General features: G+C 41.0%; 16 protein-coding genes and 3 pseudogenes. 3 read left to right on the top strand and 16 right to left on the bottom strand.

All coding sequences use genetic code 11. The features are described from left to right. Positions 1-9: 9 nt before the first annotated feature. The 5 genes from BCU07_RS17270 to BCU07_RS17250 form a co-directional block, all read right to left on the bottom strand. Positions 10-369, bottom strand: a complete 360-nt coding sequence (locus BCU07_RS17270; protein ID WP_029224421.1) for a hypothetical protein — start codon at positions 367-369, stop codon at positions 10-12. Between the two features lie 554 nt (positions 370-923). Beyond that, positions 924-1,367, bottom strand: a complete 444-nt coding sequence (locus BCU07_RS17265; protein WP_016800257.1) for a lytic transglycosylase domain-containing protein — start codon at positions 1,365-1,367, stop codon at positions 924-926. A 54-nt stretch (positions 1,368-1,421) separates the two neighbouring features. After that, positions 1,422-1,757: a hypothetical protein gene (locus BCU07_RS17260; protein WP_050651850.1), complete on the bottom strand. Its 336-nt coding sequence runs from the start codon at positions 1,755-1,757 to the stop codon at positions 1,422-1,424. 78 nt (positions 1,758-1,835) lie between these two features. Then, positions 1,836-2,222, bottom strand: coding sequence for a hypothetical protein (locus tag BCU07_RS17255; RefSeq protein ID WP_102429047.1), 387 nt, complete (start codon positions 2,220-2,222; stop codon positions 1,836-1,838). A 38-nt stretch (positions 2,223-2,260) separates the two neighbouring features. Beyond that, on the bottom strand, positions 2,261-2,617 hold the full coding sequence (locus tag BCU07_RS17250; protein ID WP_017060516.1) for a hypothetical protein: 357 nt from the start codon (positions 2,615-2,617) through the stop codon (positions 2,261-2,263). A 469-nt stretch (positions 2,618-3,086) separates the two neighbouring features. Between BCU07_RS17250 and BCU07_RS17245 the strand changes: the two are divergent. Then, positions 3,087-3,517: pseudogene (locus BCU07_RS17245) on the top strand (IS5/IS1182 family transposase); the annotation flags it as partial. Between the two features lie 90 nt (positions 3,518-3,607). Here the strand turns inward: BCU07_RS17245 and BCU07_RS17240 are convergent. From BCU07_RS17240 to BCU07_RS17230, 3 genes and pseudogenes are all read right to left on the bottom strand, one after another. Continuing rightward, positions 3,608-4,462 (bottom strand): annotated as a pseudogene (locus BCU07_RS17240) (Rpn family recombination-promoting nuclease/putative transposase); the annotation flags it as partial. A gap of 244 nt (positions 4,463-4,706) precedes the next feature. Beyond that, on the bottom strand, positions 4,707-5,462 hold the full coding sequence (locus BCU07_RS17235) for a DUF3307 domain-containing protein (RefSeq protein WP_102429048.1): 756 nt from the start codon (positions 5,460-5,462) through the stop codon (positions 4,707-4,709). Next, positions 5,455-6,105, bottom strand: a complete 651-nt coding sequence (locus BCU07_RS17230) for a hypothetical protein (protein ID WP_016800250.1) — start codon at positions 6,103-6,105, stop codon at positions 5,455-5,457. The genes BCU07_RS17235 and BCU07_RS17230 overlap by 8 nt, the downstream gene beginning before the upstream one ends. Positions 6,106-6,645: 540 nt before the next feature. Between BCU07_RS17230 and BCU07_RS17225 the strand changes: the two genes are divergently transcribed. After that, on the top strand, positions 6,646-7,467 hold the full coding sequence (locus BCU07_RS17225) for an NAD-dependent epimerase/dehydratase family protein (protein WP_102429049.1): 822 nt from the start codon (positions 6,646-6,648) through the stop codon (positions 7,465-7,467). A 270-nt stretch (positions 7,468-7,737) separates the two neighbouring features. Further along, on the top strand, positions 7,738-8,220 hold the full coding sequence (locus BCU07_RS17220; protein ID WP_017091126.1) for a MepB family protein: 483 nt from the start codon (positions 7,738-7,740) through the stop codon (positions 8,218-8,220). A gap of 330 nt (positions 8,221-8,550) precedes the next feature. Here the strand turns inward: BCU07_RS17220 and BCU07_RS17215 are convergent, their stop codons facing one another. The 8 genes and pseudogenes from BCU07_RS17215 to BCU07_RS17180 all read right to left on the bottom strand — a co-directional run. Further along, positions 8,551-10,866, bottom strand: coding sequence for an AAA family ATPase (locus BCU07_RS17215; protein WP_017091125.1), 2,316 nt, complete (start codon positions 10,864-10,866; stop codon positions 8,551-8,553). 5 nt (positions 10,867-10,871) lie between these two features. Then, positions 10,872-11,114 (bottom strand): hypothetical protein, encoded by a 243-nt coding sequence (locus tag BCU07_RS17210; protein WP_017091124.1) that lies wholly within the window; start codon positions 11,112-11,114, stop codon positions 10,872-10,874. A 405-nt stretch (positions 11,115-11,519) separates the two neighbouring features. Continuing rightward, positions 11,520-12,005 (bottom strand): RadC family protein, encoded by a 486-nt coding sequence (gene radC, locus BCU07_RS17205; protein ID WP_017059566.1) that lies wholly within the window; start codon positions 12,003-12,005, stop codon positions 11,520-11,522. Positions 12,006-12,408: 403 nt separating this feature from the next. Continuing rightward, positions 12,409-12,726 (bottom strand): hypothetical protein, encoded by a 318-nt coding sequence (locus BCU07_RS17200; RefSeq protein WP_017059568.1) that lies wholly within the window; start codon positions 12,724-12,726, stop codon positions 12,409-12,411. A gap of 8 nt (positions 12,727-12,734) precedes the next feature. Continuing rightward, a complete protein-coding gene (locus BCU07_RS17195) occupies positions 12,735-13,244 on the bottom strand; it encodes a hypothetical protein (RefSeq protein WP_017059569.1) in 510 nt (169 codons plus the stop codon). 508 nt (positions 13,245-13,752) lie between these two features. Further along, positions 13,753-14,052, bottom strand: a complete 300-nt coding sequence (locus BCU07_RS17190) for a hypothetical protein (protein WP_016799982.1) — start codon at positions 14,050-14,052, stop codon at positions 13,753-13,755. Positions 14,053-14,068: 16 nt separating this feature from the next. Then, the gene (locus BCU07_RS17185) at positions 14,069-14,662 is read right to left on the bottom strand and encodes a ParA family protein (RefSeq protein ID WP_413286174.1); all 594 of its coding nucleotides are present in this window, start codon (positions 14,660-14,662) and stop codon (positions 14,069-14,071) included. Positions 14,663-14,706: 44 nt separating this feature from the next. Further along, positions 14,707-14,841, bottom strand: a pseudogene (locus BCU07_RS17180) (ParA family protein); the annotation flags it as partial. Positions 14,842-15,025: the final 184 nt, after the last annotated feature.

Here is a 15,025-nt window from a genome sequence, read left to right as displayed (position 1 = left end):
TCCAATGGACTACCCTTTTTTTTTGCCTGCCAGAAACTCATCGACTTTATTATCGATATCAGATTTCACCTGTTGCCTAAAGGGTTTGGATTCTTTTTGTTCTCGGAATAATTTTTCACCATCAAAGGTTTGTCCATGAACCACATCAGTGATCGCAGATGAACCACGAACGACACGATAAATCTCTTCCATCAACGCACGATTCGATGGACTATCATCCTCACTGTCATTGAGTTTAATGCGCAGTGCCAACATCAAAAGTTGCCGCGTGGCCTCTGCATCACTTAACGCTTCCTTATCCCTAAACGTCTTAAAATCTTGCGCTAACTTTCCACGTAATGAGCTTTGTAGCGGATAAGAACGTGTCATATTGCCCTCCTCAATCCCAATTAAAAGCATTGTTATTCAAATGAAATTTCAATCAATTAATTTTATAAAACACCCATTGAACCTTGTCAATAAAGGGCTCAATCAACATTCAATGATTTCCAATTAAAGGACCTTGAAAACGCTCTCATCGCTTTACCTATAAGGGAGCAATTAATAATCATTGAAAAAATATATTTATCCATTGAAATTTAATCGGCTAATTAGTGTAATTTCTGAAAATTTTTCCACGTTACTTTAAGCGACTATTATATCTTTAACTTTCTGTTTTTATTATCTTTATGTTTTTCACAGACAACCATTTGCATTGATTTCAATGCGCCGTAGGGTGTGGATGATTCCCAAGCGGTAACAATGACCTCCAATGAGTCTGCATCTAGTTTGTTTTCTTGGGGGGTGTTTTAGGAACGTCGAGCTCAAAAGCCGAACCGTTGGCGATTGAACCTAGGGTGATTGAGACCATTAGGGAAGGAATGTAAAACGGAAAAAGAAGATCGTGACACAACTAGCGCTGCACCATTACGGTGCAAGAAAGGTTATTTTAATGGCGACTGATAATAGACTTTTTGAACTTTTTTGATGTATATTTTTCTGGCGCTTTCGGTACGTTTAAGAAATCCTGCATTATAAGCGCCTACGCTATTCCAGTTATAGCCATGGCTGGCAAAGTTAGAGCTTAATACCCACGCACCTAATGAAACATTAAAACAAGGTTCGTAGACATTGGTTTCATTGACATGAAATTCAGCCAGTCGAGGAAACCAACTAGAGTTAATTTGCATGAGTCCAAAATCACGACTGGTTACTTGACCTTTTTTATTTTTGTTTTCGTTATAAGCATTAGGATCAAGACTGCTTTCAACTTGTGCTATCGATCGCAGCAAATCTGGATCAACATTATAGTGTTGTCCTGCTTCATCAAAACAAAACGAATACCCGACACTTGGAAAGACCGACAAAAATAAGATTAGTTTTTTCATAAGCTAAAAAATGGAGTCTAAAGGAACTCCATTATATCGCGTGAATTGACGTCATCAATATTCATTAGGGAGTAAAATCGTAGTGCAACTACGATCACGCTCGGTAATTATCCAGACTTGTTCATTACAAATGGTGTAACTTGATAAAACCCGCTCGCCTGTCTTGGTGGCTTCGTCATTGGTAATTTTATCTTCAACACAGATATTTCCCCAATCACCATTTTGGTGACGATGTAAGTAAATCGGTAAATTCACACCAATATTGTTATTTAGCAGTTCAGCAATGCCTTGTGTACAAACAACTTTGCCAAGATCAAACGGCACAGCCGTACAAACATAATTTTTTTCTTTTGTTTCTTCGTTACCTGATGTAACATTTTTAATGTTCATTTTATTTACCCCTGTATTTAAATTGAATTTGCCTTGATATTTGATACAGCAAATATCAAGGCGCTTTACTTTTAGCGTTTAATAAACGTCTTCCGTTTTACGAATGTGATTAAACACCTCATACACTTCATCGTAAGAAATGCCATACTCTTCGAGCTTTTCGACACAATCACAAATGTCATTGGTATAGAAACACTCGTGATTGAATAGCTCACGGCGAATGATCGATTTTTTACCATTCTCTTCGATGTCTTCGACGATCCCTTCTTGAGCAATAGAATCTAAACGGTTCATTAATTGCTTCGCCTTATCAACAGGGCAAATTAAGCCCATACCTAACGACGCATATTTCACGCCCTCTTTTTTTGCTTCATCGAACTGTTTAGTGGAAAAGGCAAAAAATGCCCCAGCTTCATTAAATGCTTGCGTTTGTTTGGCTTGAATATAGTGAGAGAGATATTTCATGACTTACTCCTGACGTTAATACAAAAATATCCCAGTAATTAAAACGGGCAACGATGGAACGAAAAGAGGGCTCTCGAAGGGGTTGATACATCCTTCACAATAAAATTGTCAGTTAAGTCCCCTATTTTAAAGTGGTGTAAGATACTCTTCTCAACCTCAGCCAGAGTGGATGGGTAGAACTTAGAATCACGCGAAGTAAATCCCGCGATTTTGAGTTCAGCTAAGGTAATGTCGCTACACGGCGTAAGAGAAAATCCGTGCTCTTCTTCCTCTGTACGCTGAGGAATACGCAATAAAGAGATATCATTTTTTGGTGAGCTTTCGTGCCCAGCGGCGAAACGCTGGTCGCTGAAATTCGATTTAGAGAGAGTTGGGGTTGAGTTTTGTTGTGCCATGAGGAGTTTCCTTTTTGTTTGAGTATCACTTTTATGGAGCCGCTTGGCTGTCCAGACCTCAAACAGGGTTCTTCTCTGCAGGGGCGCGAAGCGTTTATTTACCCTTGCAGAGAAGGTTCTGATTGAGGATGGTGAACAGTCTGCGAGCGCCATCCAGTGATGCGAGTCGAAAGGAAAATCGGCACATAAGAAAACAAGCCCTTACTCGAACTTAATTGAAGCCAGTGAAAGGCAATAAGGAGGCACGACGAAGCGCAGCTACGCAGTAGCGGAGGCGTTGGGTGATTGTTCGCAGTAACTTAATGTCACATCGAGCTTGCTCGATAACAGTGCCATAAGTTATCGCGAGAGGAGTGAAGCGACGGAATGAGCCGACCGAAGGGAGAACGCCCAATATTTAAGTTTAATACGTACTTTATAGATTGATTGGCGTTAGAAAAAGAACCGTCCGTACTCAATCTTCAAGGGTAAGCGTTCGAACGCGGTTCAAGTCAAATATCACAATAAATCTAAAGGGCTATTCGCCGTCTAGCCATTAACTCAATTAGCCTCCATCTTTTTGGTCAGGGAGAGTGGAAAGTGAAAAAGCTTGATGCAAAGAAACGCAGAGCATGGCAAAAGCTGCACTTGGCTGTTCATGTCGATACACCCGAAACCATGAGTGCGGAAGTCAGTTTTGTTGTGCCATGAGCCTCTAAAAAAGAAAGGTTGTCCCTCACTGAAACTCACCTCGAAAGAAGGTAATGCTTTGGGAAGAGGGTGGAGCAATAAATGAAGCGGAAAAGGCGCTAACGAGCGGTAAAACGAGTTTGAAATACTACAACGCTCAGATAGGTGAAATGATAGTAAATGTCAAAACTACAAACAAAAATTATAGCTCTGGCTATGCCAGTTAGAAGCCAACGGTTAGCCATAGACGATGTAGCTTTATCTCCAGGCAGATTTTATCAACACCACCACTTTGCCACACAACCCTTTATGCTTGAGCAGCTAATGAGAAAGTTGTGCGAGTTCGTCTGTATTCAATCCCGTGACATCCATAATGGTTTGTTGATCTAGACCATTAAGCAGCATCTTACGCGCCATCTCCTTGAGTGCATCTTGACGACCTTTTTCCTCACCTAATTGTATACCTTCTTGGCGCCCTTCTTGGCGACCACGTTGTTCGCCTTGTTGGCGCAATTGTTCTGCAATAGTCATAAGTGTTTCCTCGTGTTTCGGTACTGATGAGACCAGTGACGTAATTAACGCTTCTAGGTTACTTGTTTCACCCACTTGGAGTAGGTAGCTCATCAATGACTGTACTTGCTTATCTGTAGTGTAATCGGTTAAGAGCAATGTGACCAGAGGCTCAAGGAAATCCATGATATCGCGATGCCTAGCGTGCTTTTGTACAAGTTCAAGTAACGCGATACGGCGATGTTGCATTATCTCATCATCGGAGATAACAGTGACATCGACCAATGGAAAATCTTGAGTATAGAGAGCCTTAGCCATCTTAGGGTTAGCAAAACCTTTTAACCAATTCATCTCATATGGGTAGGGCGAGACTTGGCCATGGTAAAACTGCAAAGGGATCACCAAGGGTAAATGCTCATGACCCGCTTCAATATGCTGTTGCATGGCAGCGATAGCGTAACGCATCAGTCTGAACGCCATGTGTTTATCTGGCCGACTCTGGTGCTCGATTAACGCATAGACGTACCCTTCCCCCTGAGACGTTTTAAGAGAATAAAGGACATCCGAATAGTAAGGCCGTAAGTTTTCTTCTATAAAGCTGCCTGATTCGAGCTTTAAGGTCGTCAAATCAGTACCATGATAAAAATTCTGCACCATGTTGGTTTCTTTCTACACATCAATTTAGTTCATTTACTCTAAGTAATCTTTGCCCCATTCTGCGTTTCGGCAGCTAGCTATCACAGAATGCAGCCGCCAATTTTGACCTACTTGTTCTTATGTCTAGAGCTCTAACTATGTGACCAAATCTGCTAATCCACTACATTAGAAGGGCAACTCTCTTCCCTGTAATTGATCGTTATCCCGTAAAATTCGAGCTTATCTAGTAATAAACTGCCGAATACCTTTTTGGTCATTTAATTTTCACACCCAAACCAAGTGATATTAAGGTACCTACCAGTGTTGTGATCACCACCGATATCAATGAACCAATCAGCACATACTCAGTCATGCTTCGGTCGTCTGATTTATTCAACTCACCAAACCTAAATATTGACTTAGCCGCCAATACAAAACCCACAGCTGCATAGCTCCCCACAAGCGTAAAGGTCAGTATTAACACTCGCTCTAAATAACCGATCAACTCACCACCTGCGATAAGACCACTAATACTAGTAGTATCTTGATCTGATATTGGAAACTTCCTTAAGACGCTGCCAATCACAATCGAAGTTGGCTTGAGAATTAGTAAGTAAGCAAATACCACCATAACACCATCTGAGAACTTCTCATCTTGTAGTACGGCATCGATCATTACACCATCTGCCATGTGAAAGGCAATGGCTACTAGCACTGATACATGCAAAGTCTGGTCGATAATAAAATAGGAAAACTTACCACCATTTCGTGCTCTTACTTTCCACAAATCGATAATAAAATGACTTACCGCTATGATAACTACCAAGCAAGTAGTTGAGCGCCAGTCAATACCTAACGCTATAGCAGGAACTAACAACGCGACACCGTGTAATAGTGAGTGAAAGTACAGTTCAGTTGAACGGTAAGTGTATTTTTTCTTTGCTTCTACCCATTGGTTCGGCTGGAGGTAAAAATCACAGATGATGTGAATCATCAAGAACGGTATTAGAACATCAAAAAAATTAAACATACTTGAGTCCCTTCACTTGGTTTATGAATCGCCAATTTAGCTCACTGATTAGCGGCCAACCTGAAGCTTTAAGAGACTTACTGGCAGTGGCAGTAGCAACATCGAGCTTTTCTGCTAACTCACTAATAGACAAACCTTCATTGGTTCGAAGCATCGGAAGCATAACTTCACATTGGCGCGAGGTTAATTCCGTTAGTTGTCTATCGAGGTACTTAAAGAGTAAGTCAAAGTGCTCAGTGAGTTCGAAACGGTCAGAGTTAAATAACAACCTGTCGCTTTTTAAGGCTTTTAGTCCACGCCCAGAAAGAACAAATGCTTCACCCATCGATTCAGAGACAGACTCACGCAAATCGGCATTAGAGGCAATAGCAAGGCTAATGCGACTATCAAACTCTTTGCCAAGCGCTTTAATGCCAATACGATAAATGATGGTGTATCTCAGAGCGCTTTCAATATCATGCACCACGGTCTGAAATTCATCGCCACGCTCAATACTGTGCGCATTTGATGAATTTCCTGCGGTGATCAGTCTCTGAATGTCTTTGATTCGTTTAAGAAGTTGTTCAAACTGTTCAGATGTTAGCTTGGTTGAGTTGACAATATCGCCGCTGATCACTGCGATAGGTTTAGAGGTAGGCTCCACATTAAAACTCCTTCTTTCATGTAGATGCCAATTTAGCCGTTTATGGCTAATAATGCAAATTTAGCCGTTTATGGCTAATAGGTGGAAATTAGCCGTTTAGGGCTAAACGATTCATGAAGCTTGTCATTACCTTAGTTTGACTGTAATCACTTTTACGAGTGCCGTTCGACTACTGTGGCAGTGATCCAATATGATCTGCACCATCAATAATGGATACTGACTCACTTTTGTCCAGAACCTTCGTAGGCTGAATTTTTACCCGTGGCATTTTCTAGCACGTTTGTGTCCCATTCCTTTTCAGCGCGAAAGTTTACTCACAATCTGTGATTGTACGTTTGCCTTACCTGTAGTTATCCGAGGGAGTGTCGAAGTAAGCTTTTTAAAAATTATGCGTCATTTTGCAATCTAATACACAATATCTATCATTAACCCATTGATTGTAAATTGATCAATGATTAAAAAGGCTGCATGATAGGAGTATAAAAAGCAGCTAAAAGCCGTATAAAAAGTGTTATGTGTAATCCAAAGTTCAGGGAAAGAATGAAAGTACTTATAGCAGGAGCCAATGGATATATTGGTAGCCACGTGACGAAGATGTTTGTTGAAAGTGGTTTTGAAGTTTCGACATACAGCAGGGCTAGCGGTGTCCTACCTGATGCTAGAAAGCTCACTAAAGTGCCCGCAGATTTATCTGGTTACTTTGATATTGTTGTAAATTGTGCTCGTCCACATTGGTCAGAATTTTCGCCAGAGGAAATAGTTGCTATAGAGTCCAAGCTGCTAACGCAGTTGGATAGGCTAGCGGCTGAAGGTGCGACCAAAATTCACACTTCGGGCGTTTGGCTATTCGGTAATGCGTCTCACAACGACCTCAAAGTGTTTAGGTTGAAGCCTTTAGATGTGGTGAAACTGGACGCAGTTACAATAGGTAGTGCTATTAAAAAGAAGTGGCATGTAGTTTATTGTCCTAGTTTGGTTTATGGCGGTGAAAACTGTCAGCTAAAGCGAATTGTCGACTCTTTATCTGACCAAACGATTCAAGTAGCTATAACATCTCAAGGTCATAACCAATACATCCACGTCAATGACATCGCAAGGTTTTATTTATCGTTGGTGCAAGGTCGAATTTCCTCAGCACAACATTTTATTGCCGAGACTAAGGGGTATAGCCCTGAAGAGTTTTCCCAGTTGTTGCTGGACTCTCGAATCATAAAAAAAGTCAGCAAAAGTAATTGGCGTGAGTTTGAAAATATCTTTGGCTTTTCGGCAGTAGAAATAGAAAAACTGAATCTTAAACTTCCAGTTAGCCCTTTGTTTGAACCGAAAGAGTCCTTAAGGAAGTACATAGAAAATTACACATAACAAGCGTTTAAGGTTTCAAGATACTTTATCTAATCTTAGATACACGCGTTAGAGTCATTAATCTAACGCGTTTATGTCTAGAACCTTCATTTGTGCTGATTCTTTACTTGTGTAACTTTCTTCACTAGATAACGGCTCATTAACGTGTACTATGTTGGATCGAATTTTTGAAGGGGGAACATTTTGTCTCAGTGTCAGTATCTTAATCAGGTAAGTGTGTTTATACGTCATAACTTCATCTCTAAAGGATGCGAGTTAACCAGTCACGTCGTGTTAGATCGATATCCTCAGAATAGTAAGTATGAAGCTCTTGAGTTCTCAATAGATGGAAAAAAAATACTTTATAGAAAGGGGAATGTTACACCAGATAGACCAGGTAATTTTCTATCAATATGGAAGAGACCTGATGAAAATAGTACCGATCCGAGAAGGACGATGCCTTACGAAGAACATGATTTAGATTATCTTTTTGTTGAGGTTAGTGATTACGACATATCGAAGAGAGGTATTTATATCTTCCCGTTGACTGCTTTGATTGATAAGGGAGTTGTAACCTCAAACAAAGCTAAAGGAAAAATGGCCTTCAGAGTTTTTCCGCCGTGGACTTCAAGCCGTGGAGAGTTGAAATCTAAAGTTTTTTCCGATTCAGCAAAGAAAACTCAGAGGTGGCAGAGTAATTTCTTTTTATGGATTGAAGATAATGAGATTGTTGACTTAGAAAAATTCAATAATATTTTCAGTAATTTAAGTTAGGTTTACTCCCCCCTAGACCAAACATTTTTACTGGTGTGATGCGATTTTATTCGTCACACTAGCTTTCTAAAACCCGTTTTTCCATACAAAAAGTTATTGATCAGTTGCTAATATAGGAAATTTACTGGCTCATTTTTGTCCAGCGTTGAGTCAGCGAGATTCACAGTTTCTGGGGGCATTGCAACACGAAAGTGCCCGTTCGACCTGAAGTTTGTTAGAGTAAAAATTGCGGTTCTGACTCCCCCTTTTCACGAAAGAGTGACAACACGCCTTATCGAGAAAGGTATTACGGATAAGTTAAGGAGTCGTTAAGACTCCCTTTTGATACTATCAAGCAGTAACTACTGTTTCCATCTCAGTGTAATGTGCCTCATCGATAGTCTTAACAATACCTAATATGATATTGAGAATCGCAGGCGACTCACCAAGCAAGTTATCAGCGTTATCCTCTAACTCGATCTCTTGGTTGTGAGAATATTTATTAATGAAGCGATATGCCTTTTCAACATCTTCAGGTTTGATTGCTGGGTAATGCCTAACACCATCATCAACCAACTGTCTAAAATCACTTCTCTTTTTAGGAAACTTAAAGCACAAGAAAGATTCCAACAGCTTTCTTGACAAGTTCGCACACAAATACACTTCATCAAGATTAAGCTCTTGTTTCTCTTTGAGATAATAAAGTTTAGAGAACAGGTAGTGATACTCGGAATTATAATCAGTCAATGAACCACCAGCATTAACCAATTTAGACTGACGCACTCCGTCAGATTTACTTTCAATCGTATATGCTCTTGCTTTAATCACTGGCGGTTGTTTACGCATCTTATTTTTCTTCAGCATCCAGTCACGAACCAACTTGAAGTAGGAAAAATTGTGCGTCATTACAAACAACTGCTTTGCCTGCTCACAGTGTTTTTTCAAGAATGAGTACGAGTGGAACAAGTGATTAGAGTCAAAGCTAGAAACTGGGTCATCAATCACGACAATCGTATTCTTAATATCATTATCGTGCTCTTCGAGTTTCGTCGCGAAGTAGACAAATGCTATGGCGGTTTTCTCACCCTCACTCAGGTTTTGAGCGTGCCTATCGGATCCATTACGTGAAATTCGGTAACCTTTCTGCTTTGCATCAAACTTCAAAGTTAACTCAGTTCTACCAATAAACTTCGCTAGCTCAGCATTGAAAGCATCTACGGCAATTGACTCATTCGATAATTCTGCTTCAAGTCTCTGTATTTCTTTCTTAATTGCAGAAATTTCGTCACTCAACTTCAGCACAGTACCATTTGCGGCCTTTGTATCTTCTACTTTTTTACTGTAATCAAAATCGATAACTTCATCAGCGGCGTAATGGAGCTCAAGTGTTTTTTTATGTGTGGTCGTAACAGCCTGGAAGTTTCCTGATTTGTCATTGTGTTTTTTCACACAAGCAGCGATATCAAGAATCACTTTGTTATATTGGTCTATCAAATCCACTGTCACAGACGAAATCTTTTGAGAGATATCAAATGGATTATTTGATTTTTTATCGATACATTCTCGCCACTGCTCTACGATAATATTGATTTCAGTTACAACACCCTCCAAAGGAGCTACTACTTCTTTGTACTCAGTCTGAAACTCATCAAAAAATGACTCAACACCAGGTAAAGTAAGCTCAGGTAAATCACAACAGTACTTTGTTGCCTCAGTAATCTCCTGCTTCAATAGTTTGAATTCATTACTAAAATGATTATTTAAACTAGTGAGCCTTGATTCATCTATCTTATTTCCACAAAAGTGACATTCTTCCGATTTATGCTCATCATGAACCGCCATACCACTTGATACCCACGTTTGAACATCGGGGTTGTCTCTAAGAAACTCAATGACTTCATTAACCGCTGACTTACTTAGCAACTTAGTTAGCGCATTGAAGCCCGACTCAAAATAATCTTGCCTGATTGTATTTGCTGCAAATGAAATTTTATCTTTTTCGACAGGAGAAGCTGACTTGGTATGAAGAATGATTTGCTCATCGGTAAGAACTGACGCAGAATCCACAACTTCCGCAGAGCTAGTTCTAATCAAATTTTCAAGTGAGGTTTTGTTGTAGTTAAGGTACTTACTATCTTCGGTCCCAATTACCTTTAAGCTCGTCTTGATACTCTTCGCTGTGCGTGACAGGAATTTGTTAATCTCGGTATCGAGGTCATCAGCTATCTTTGTTTCTTTTTCTGAAGCTGATTCTTTTAGTTTGAGAGTTTTATTCTGTTCATCTAATTGCTTTCGTTCTTCGATTTTCTGCTGGTCAACAAGCAGTATACTCTTAACAGTGCCACTCCAATCGATGTTTTCACGAACGAAATCATTATTGAATGTCCGAATGTTTAGCTGATTCTGAGAGAGGTTTTGTTGAGTAAGGACACTCTGAGCTTGACCATCCAAGCTGTACTCGATTTCAAATGCTGACTCGGTGTAGTTGGTGCCATCTAAGCTCTTGTTTTCAATACAACGGAACAATCGAGATAATGTCGATTTACCTGAACCGTTCCAACCATAGATAAGATTAAATTTCGCAAACTCATCACAACCATCATTGATGTAATTCTCATAAATTCCGAATGAGCGAAGACTCTTGATTTTACTAATGCCGTTAATCATATTGCCTATCGCTTCTTGTTTGACTGAGCTAGCACCGAAGCAGCAAACTCTTTGGTATCGTCACTGTATTTGTCTGACTGAAGAACCTTTGAGGCTTTAGTCTCCATGTCTTTGCCTGTTTGCTTTGATGAACTAGCTTGAGCCATTGCGCTAGCAGCTAGTGACTTTTGAATCTTTGAAGCATTAGGATCAGAAAGGGCCTTAGCTGCTTTTGAAGCAACTGATTTAGAGGTTTTCTTAGTATTCATAATATTATCCTGTGAAATAGACAATAACGATATGGTGTCCGTTGTATATTATTTCAATAGGAGAAAACACAAAGCCCTGTAAAAAATCAGGACTTTGTGAAAAAGTCACAACTGTAGGTAGTTTATCATCTAAATCTAGGCAGTCTTGAATATCATCAGTCAATAGCTCAAGCTCTTTCTTGAGCTTCTCGGTATCAGTTACTTATCTATTTCCTAGTTACCGAACTCATGATATTGATTGATAACATGGATATGTGGGGTGCAGGGTAAACTTTATTTGAGTACCATATTTTTCCTCATCCTACGACCCAACTTTAGACTCCTTGCTCTAACGCATTTCTGTCCAAAAATGTGTTAAAGGGTAGTCTCCTACCCTGTTTCAATCAGCGGCCATAAGCCGCTTTTTTAAATCCAGCCTCGCTCAGAAAAAGACACCACACACTCAAATGAAACCACAAAGTGGTCCAGTACTCGGATATCAACCAATGCCAACGCATCCGTCAGTTGACGGGTAATGCGTCGGTCAGCTTGACTTGGGGTGGCGTCGCCACTTGGGTGGTTATGATAGAGAATAACCGCACTCGCGTTCGCGGCCAGCGACGCTTTCACGACTTCACGCGGATAGACCGAAGCGGCATTAACGGTACCGTAGAACATCTCTTTGGTGCGCAACACTCGATGTTGATTATCGAGGAAGATAATCCCAAACACTTCAGACTCACAAGCGGCCAAGGACGTTTGGCAGAACGATTTCACCAATTCAGGCGAGGTTAATGGCGTTTGTTCTGAAATAAACAGTTTGGATTTGAGAATGCTTGCGGCCTGGTCAAGGGTGCCCTTTTCTTCTGATGTGAATAACGAAACATTTGAGTATTGAACAAGTGCTGACATGGTATTTCCTTTCGGTCTTGGTGAGCGTCTGACTGTCCGTACCCAGTTGCAGGTTCTGCAGCGCAAGGGCGCGCAGCGGCGAAGCCTCCCTTGCGTGAGGGTTCTCAAATGGGACGGTTTAAAGGAAGTCGCGACAACAAGCCAAAAGGACAGCCTAAGCCAATATCTCAACCCAAAGTACGTCGCCCAGGTAGAAATGTCCCTTCCCCACCAAGAGAGCGCCCTGCTGGTTACTCGACTTGCGCCACTCGATAACCTTGGCTACTTAGGACAAGACCGAACAGGGCGTTGCTCGTCTATAAACACGAACCGCTTGAATACCGCAAACAGTTGGAATATCGAAACAAAATTCAGACAGATTGATGATCTGATGAGTATTTGAGCCGTCACGCATCTGCCGACTTTAGTCGTCATACAGACAAGAGAGTAAAGCCTTAGCCGACGTGCGATGCTCAGAGGTTGTTCCTATCGTCCTTTCTGCTTTCTTTGCGTAGCCGTAGTCTTCTCGCATCTGTTTAATGGTGGTAGTCAGGTCACACACACTGATACTCACCCCCTTGCCTCGGTTGCCTTGCTCTAGTATTAAGGCGTCGGTATACCCAAACTCATTCACCAAAATTTCATGAACCTTGACGGCCTTTACGGTGGAATCAAAGTCGGTCGAATTCACCCAAATCACGTGCATGGATATGTCAGCGGATACTGTAGAACGCACTTTCATGTGACCCCCTAAGCGCCAAAACGCACATCAAAACAAAACCCTGAGCACTTAAACGTCCCCTCTCCCGTTGTCACAAAGCGCAACGCGGGAAACACAGAACCGTAAGTGGTGTAAAGAATGATGTGATCCACTCGCTCGTGAAGAAACCATTCACCAAAGCCAGCACCATTTAATTCGATGAAAAAATCACGGATTTCATGGAAAGCAAAACGACGCGATCCCAATAGCGGAAACTGCTGCTTGATAGCTTCAACGAACCCTTGGTCTTTTAACGCTGCGATATCAGCCTGCTGCTCTGGCGACTGGCGACGACTGAACATTTTCAAACGCTGGATTTTGGAAACCCAATCAGACTTTCTTTTCGCCTCATCACGACACTTTTTGACTTGAGAGCGCAACTTCAATACCGCCAAAGGACTAGAGACATCATTTTTTGGTGAGCTTTCGTGCCCCAGCGGCGAAACGCTGGTCGATGAATTTGAATTAGAGAGAGTTGGGGTTGAGTTTTGTTGCGCCATGAGAGTTTCCTTTCTGTTTGAGTATCACTTTTCGGAGCCGCTTGGCTGTCCGCTCTCTCAACATCGTTCTGCTTTGCAAGGGCGCGCAGCGGCGAAGCCTCCCTTGTAAAGCAGGTTGTGGGGAGAAACGGTTAACAGCCTGCATGCCCGAAAATGATGCGAGTGAAAGAAAATCGGCGCATAAGAAAACAAGCCCTTACACGAACTTATTCGAAGACAGAGAGAACAACGAGGAGGAAACGACAAGGCGCTATGACTCTTAGGACAATAACGGGGTTCAAACAAGGCCTAGCTGCAGGGGAACCAAGGCAACGATAAGAGTCATGATTAAAGACACGTTTAAAGTGTTAGTCTTTACAAGGAGAGAAGGCCCAGAACAGGTAATAAGACGCTTCAAGTGTCATGTTCATCCGTGCTAGAAGTTAAGTCCAAACTAAGGCTCTATGAAATGTCTTAAAATAGATACAGAGCCTTAAAAGCAAATATGTATTACATAGGTAATACATATTCAATTCATTTTATTAATCAACTCAACGAGCTCTTCATCATCTATCTTGTCTCGATATAAAGCCAAAGCTCGGTACAGTTTCGCTGCAGACACATTTCTCTCTGTCTGCTCTTGCAGATTTGCTACCCAATCGGTTATCCGTTCTTTATCAGTAAGTGACATTCTAAGAGTCAGAGGAGGCACCATATAAGATGTCGTCACTTTCTTTTTGACAGTCGTAATTCCAGTCGACTTACTTGAACCTTCGTTCTTGTCAGTAGAGATAGCTGTTATAGCTCCTCGTTTTTTCAACTTGCTCATATGTATTACCTATGTATTACATCAAATTCAAAAGAAACGCAGCCAGTTTTCGGTAATCGTTATTAACAAGAGATCCCGATTTATAAAAGCGCACAGGAGAGGAAACGGCATTAGCTTGTCCAACATGCTCAGAACGACGGACAGATACTGGTAGCAATTTATCTTGTACTACCTCCAATTCCTCATCAATGAACTCATTAATAATAGTGTTTCTTGAGTCGACCTCGTTCCTCAAGATCAGATAATTGCCTTCATCCTCCTTAATTTCATAGACAGCTTCGAGTAAAGAGCTAATGCCGTCTAATGAAAATGCACCTGAATCTACAGGGATCAAGATAAGGTCTGAAGCCTGGATTGCGTTAAGAGTCGTTAGGGATAAGTTTGGTGGAGTATCAAGAAGAATGAAATCATAGGTATCACCTAACTTCGCTAATTGCTTTTCTAAAATTCGTTCACGATTAATCTTTGTCAGTGATGTTTCGATGACACGTGACAACTGAACATCAGCGGGAACGACATAGAGGTTTTCAATAGAGTTCCCATTAATCTGTGCAGGTTGAATTAAATCGACAATGGACACAACTTTAGGCTTATCAAACAAAGCAGCCACCGTCTCTTCAAACTTAAAATCACGTTGTCCGGTTAACGTTTTAGAGCAGTTCCTTGAGGATCGAGGTCAATAACTAACACTTTTCGTTTTCGTGCAAGCTCAGCCCCTAAATTGACAAGAGTCGTGGTTTTTCCAACGCCACCTTTTTGGTTCGCCGCGCTGATGATCTTAGTTTTCATAATAAACACCTCATGTATTACATGTGTAATACACAATAAAAAACAAAAAGCACACTGTCAATGTATTACATATGTAATACACTTTTTCTATCAACACTTAAAGTTATTCCCCCGTTACCAGTCGATGATGTCAAGACACTAAAAATCCTAAAGAAAGTGACACCAGCCGCGAGATCACTATCCG

The sequence above is a fragment of the Vibrio sp. 10N.261.54.E10 genome, from assembly GCF_002877735.2.
Classification (GTDB): Bacteria; Pseudomonadota; Gammaproteobacteria; order Enterobacterales; family Vibrionaceae; genus Vibrio; species Vibrio crassostreae_C.
This window is presented reverse-complemented; position numbering and strand designations above follow the sequence as displayed.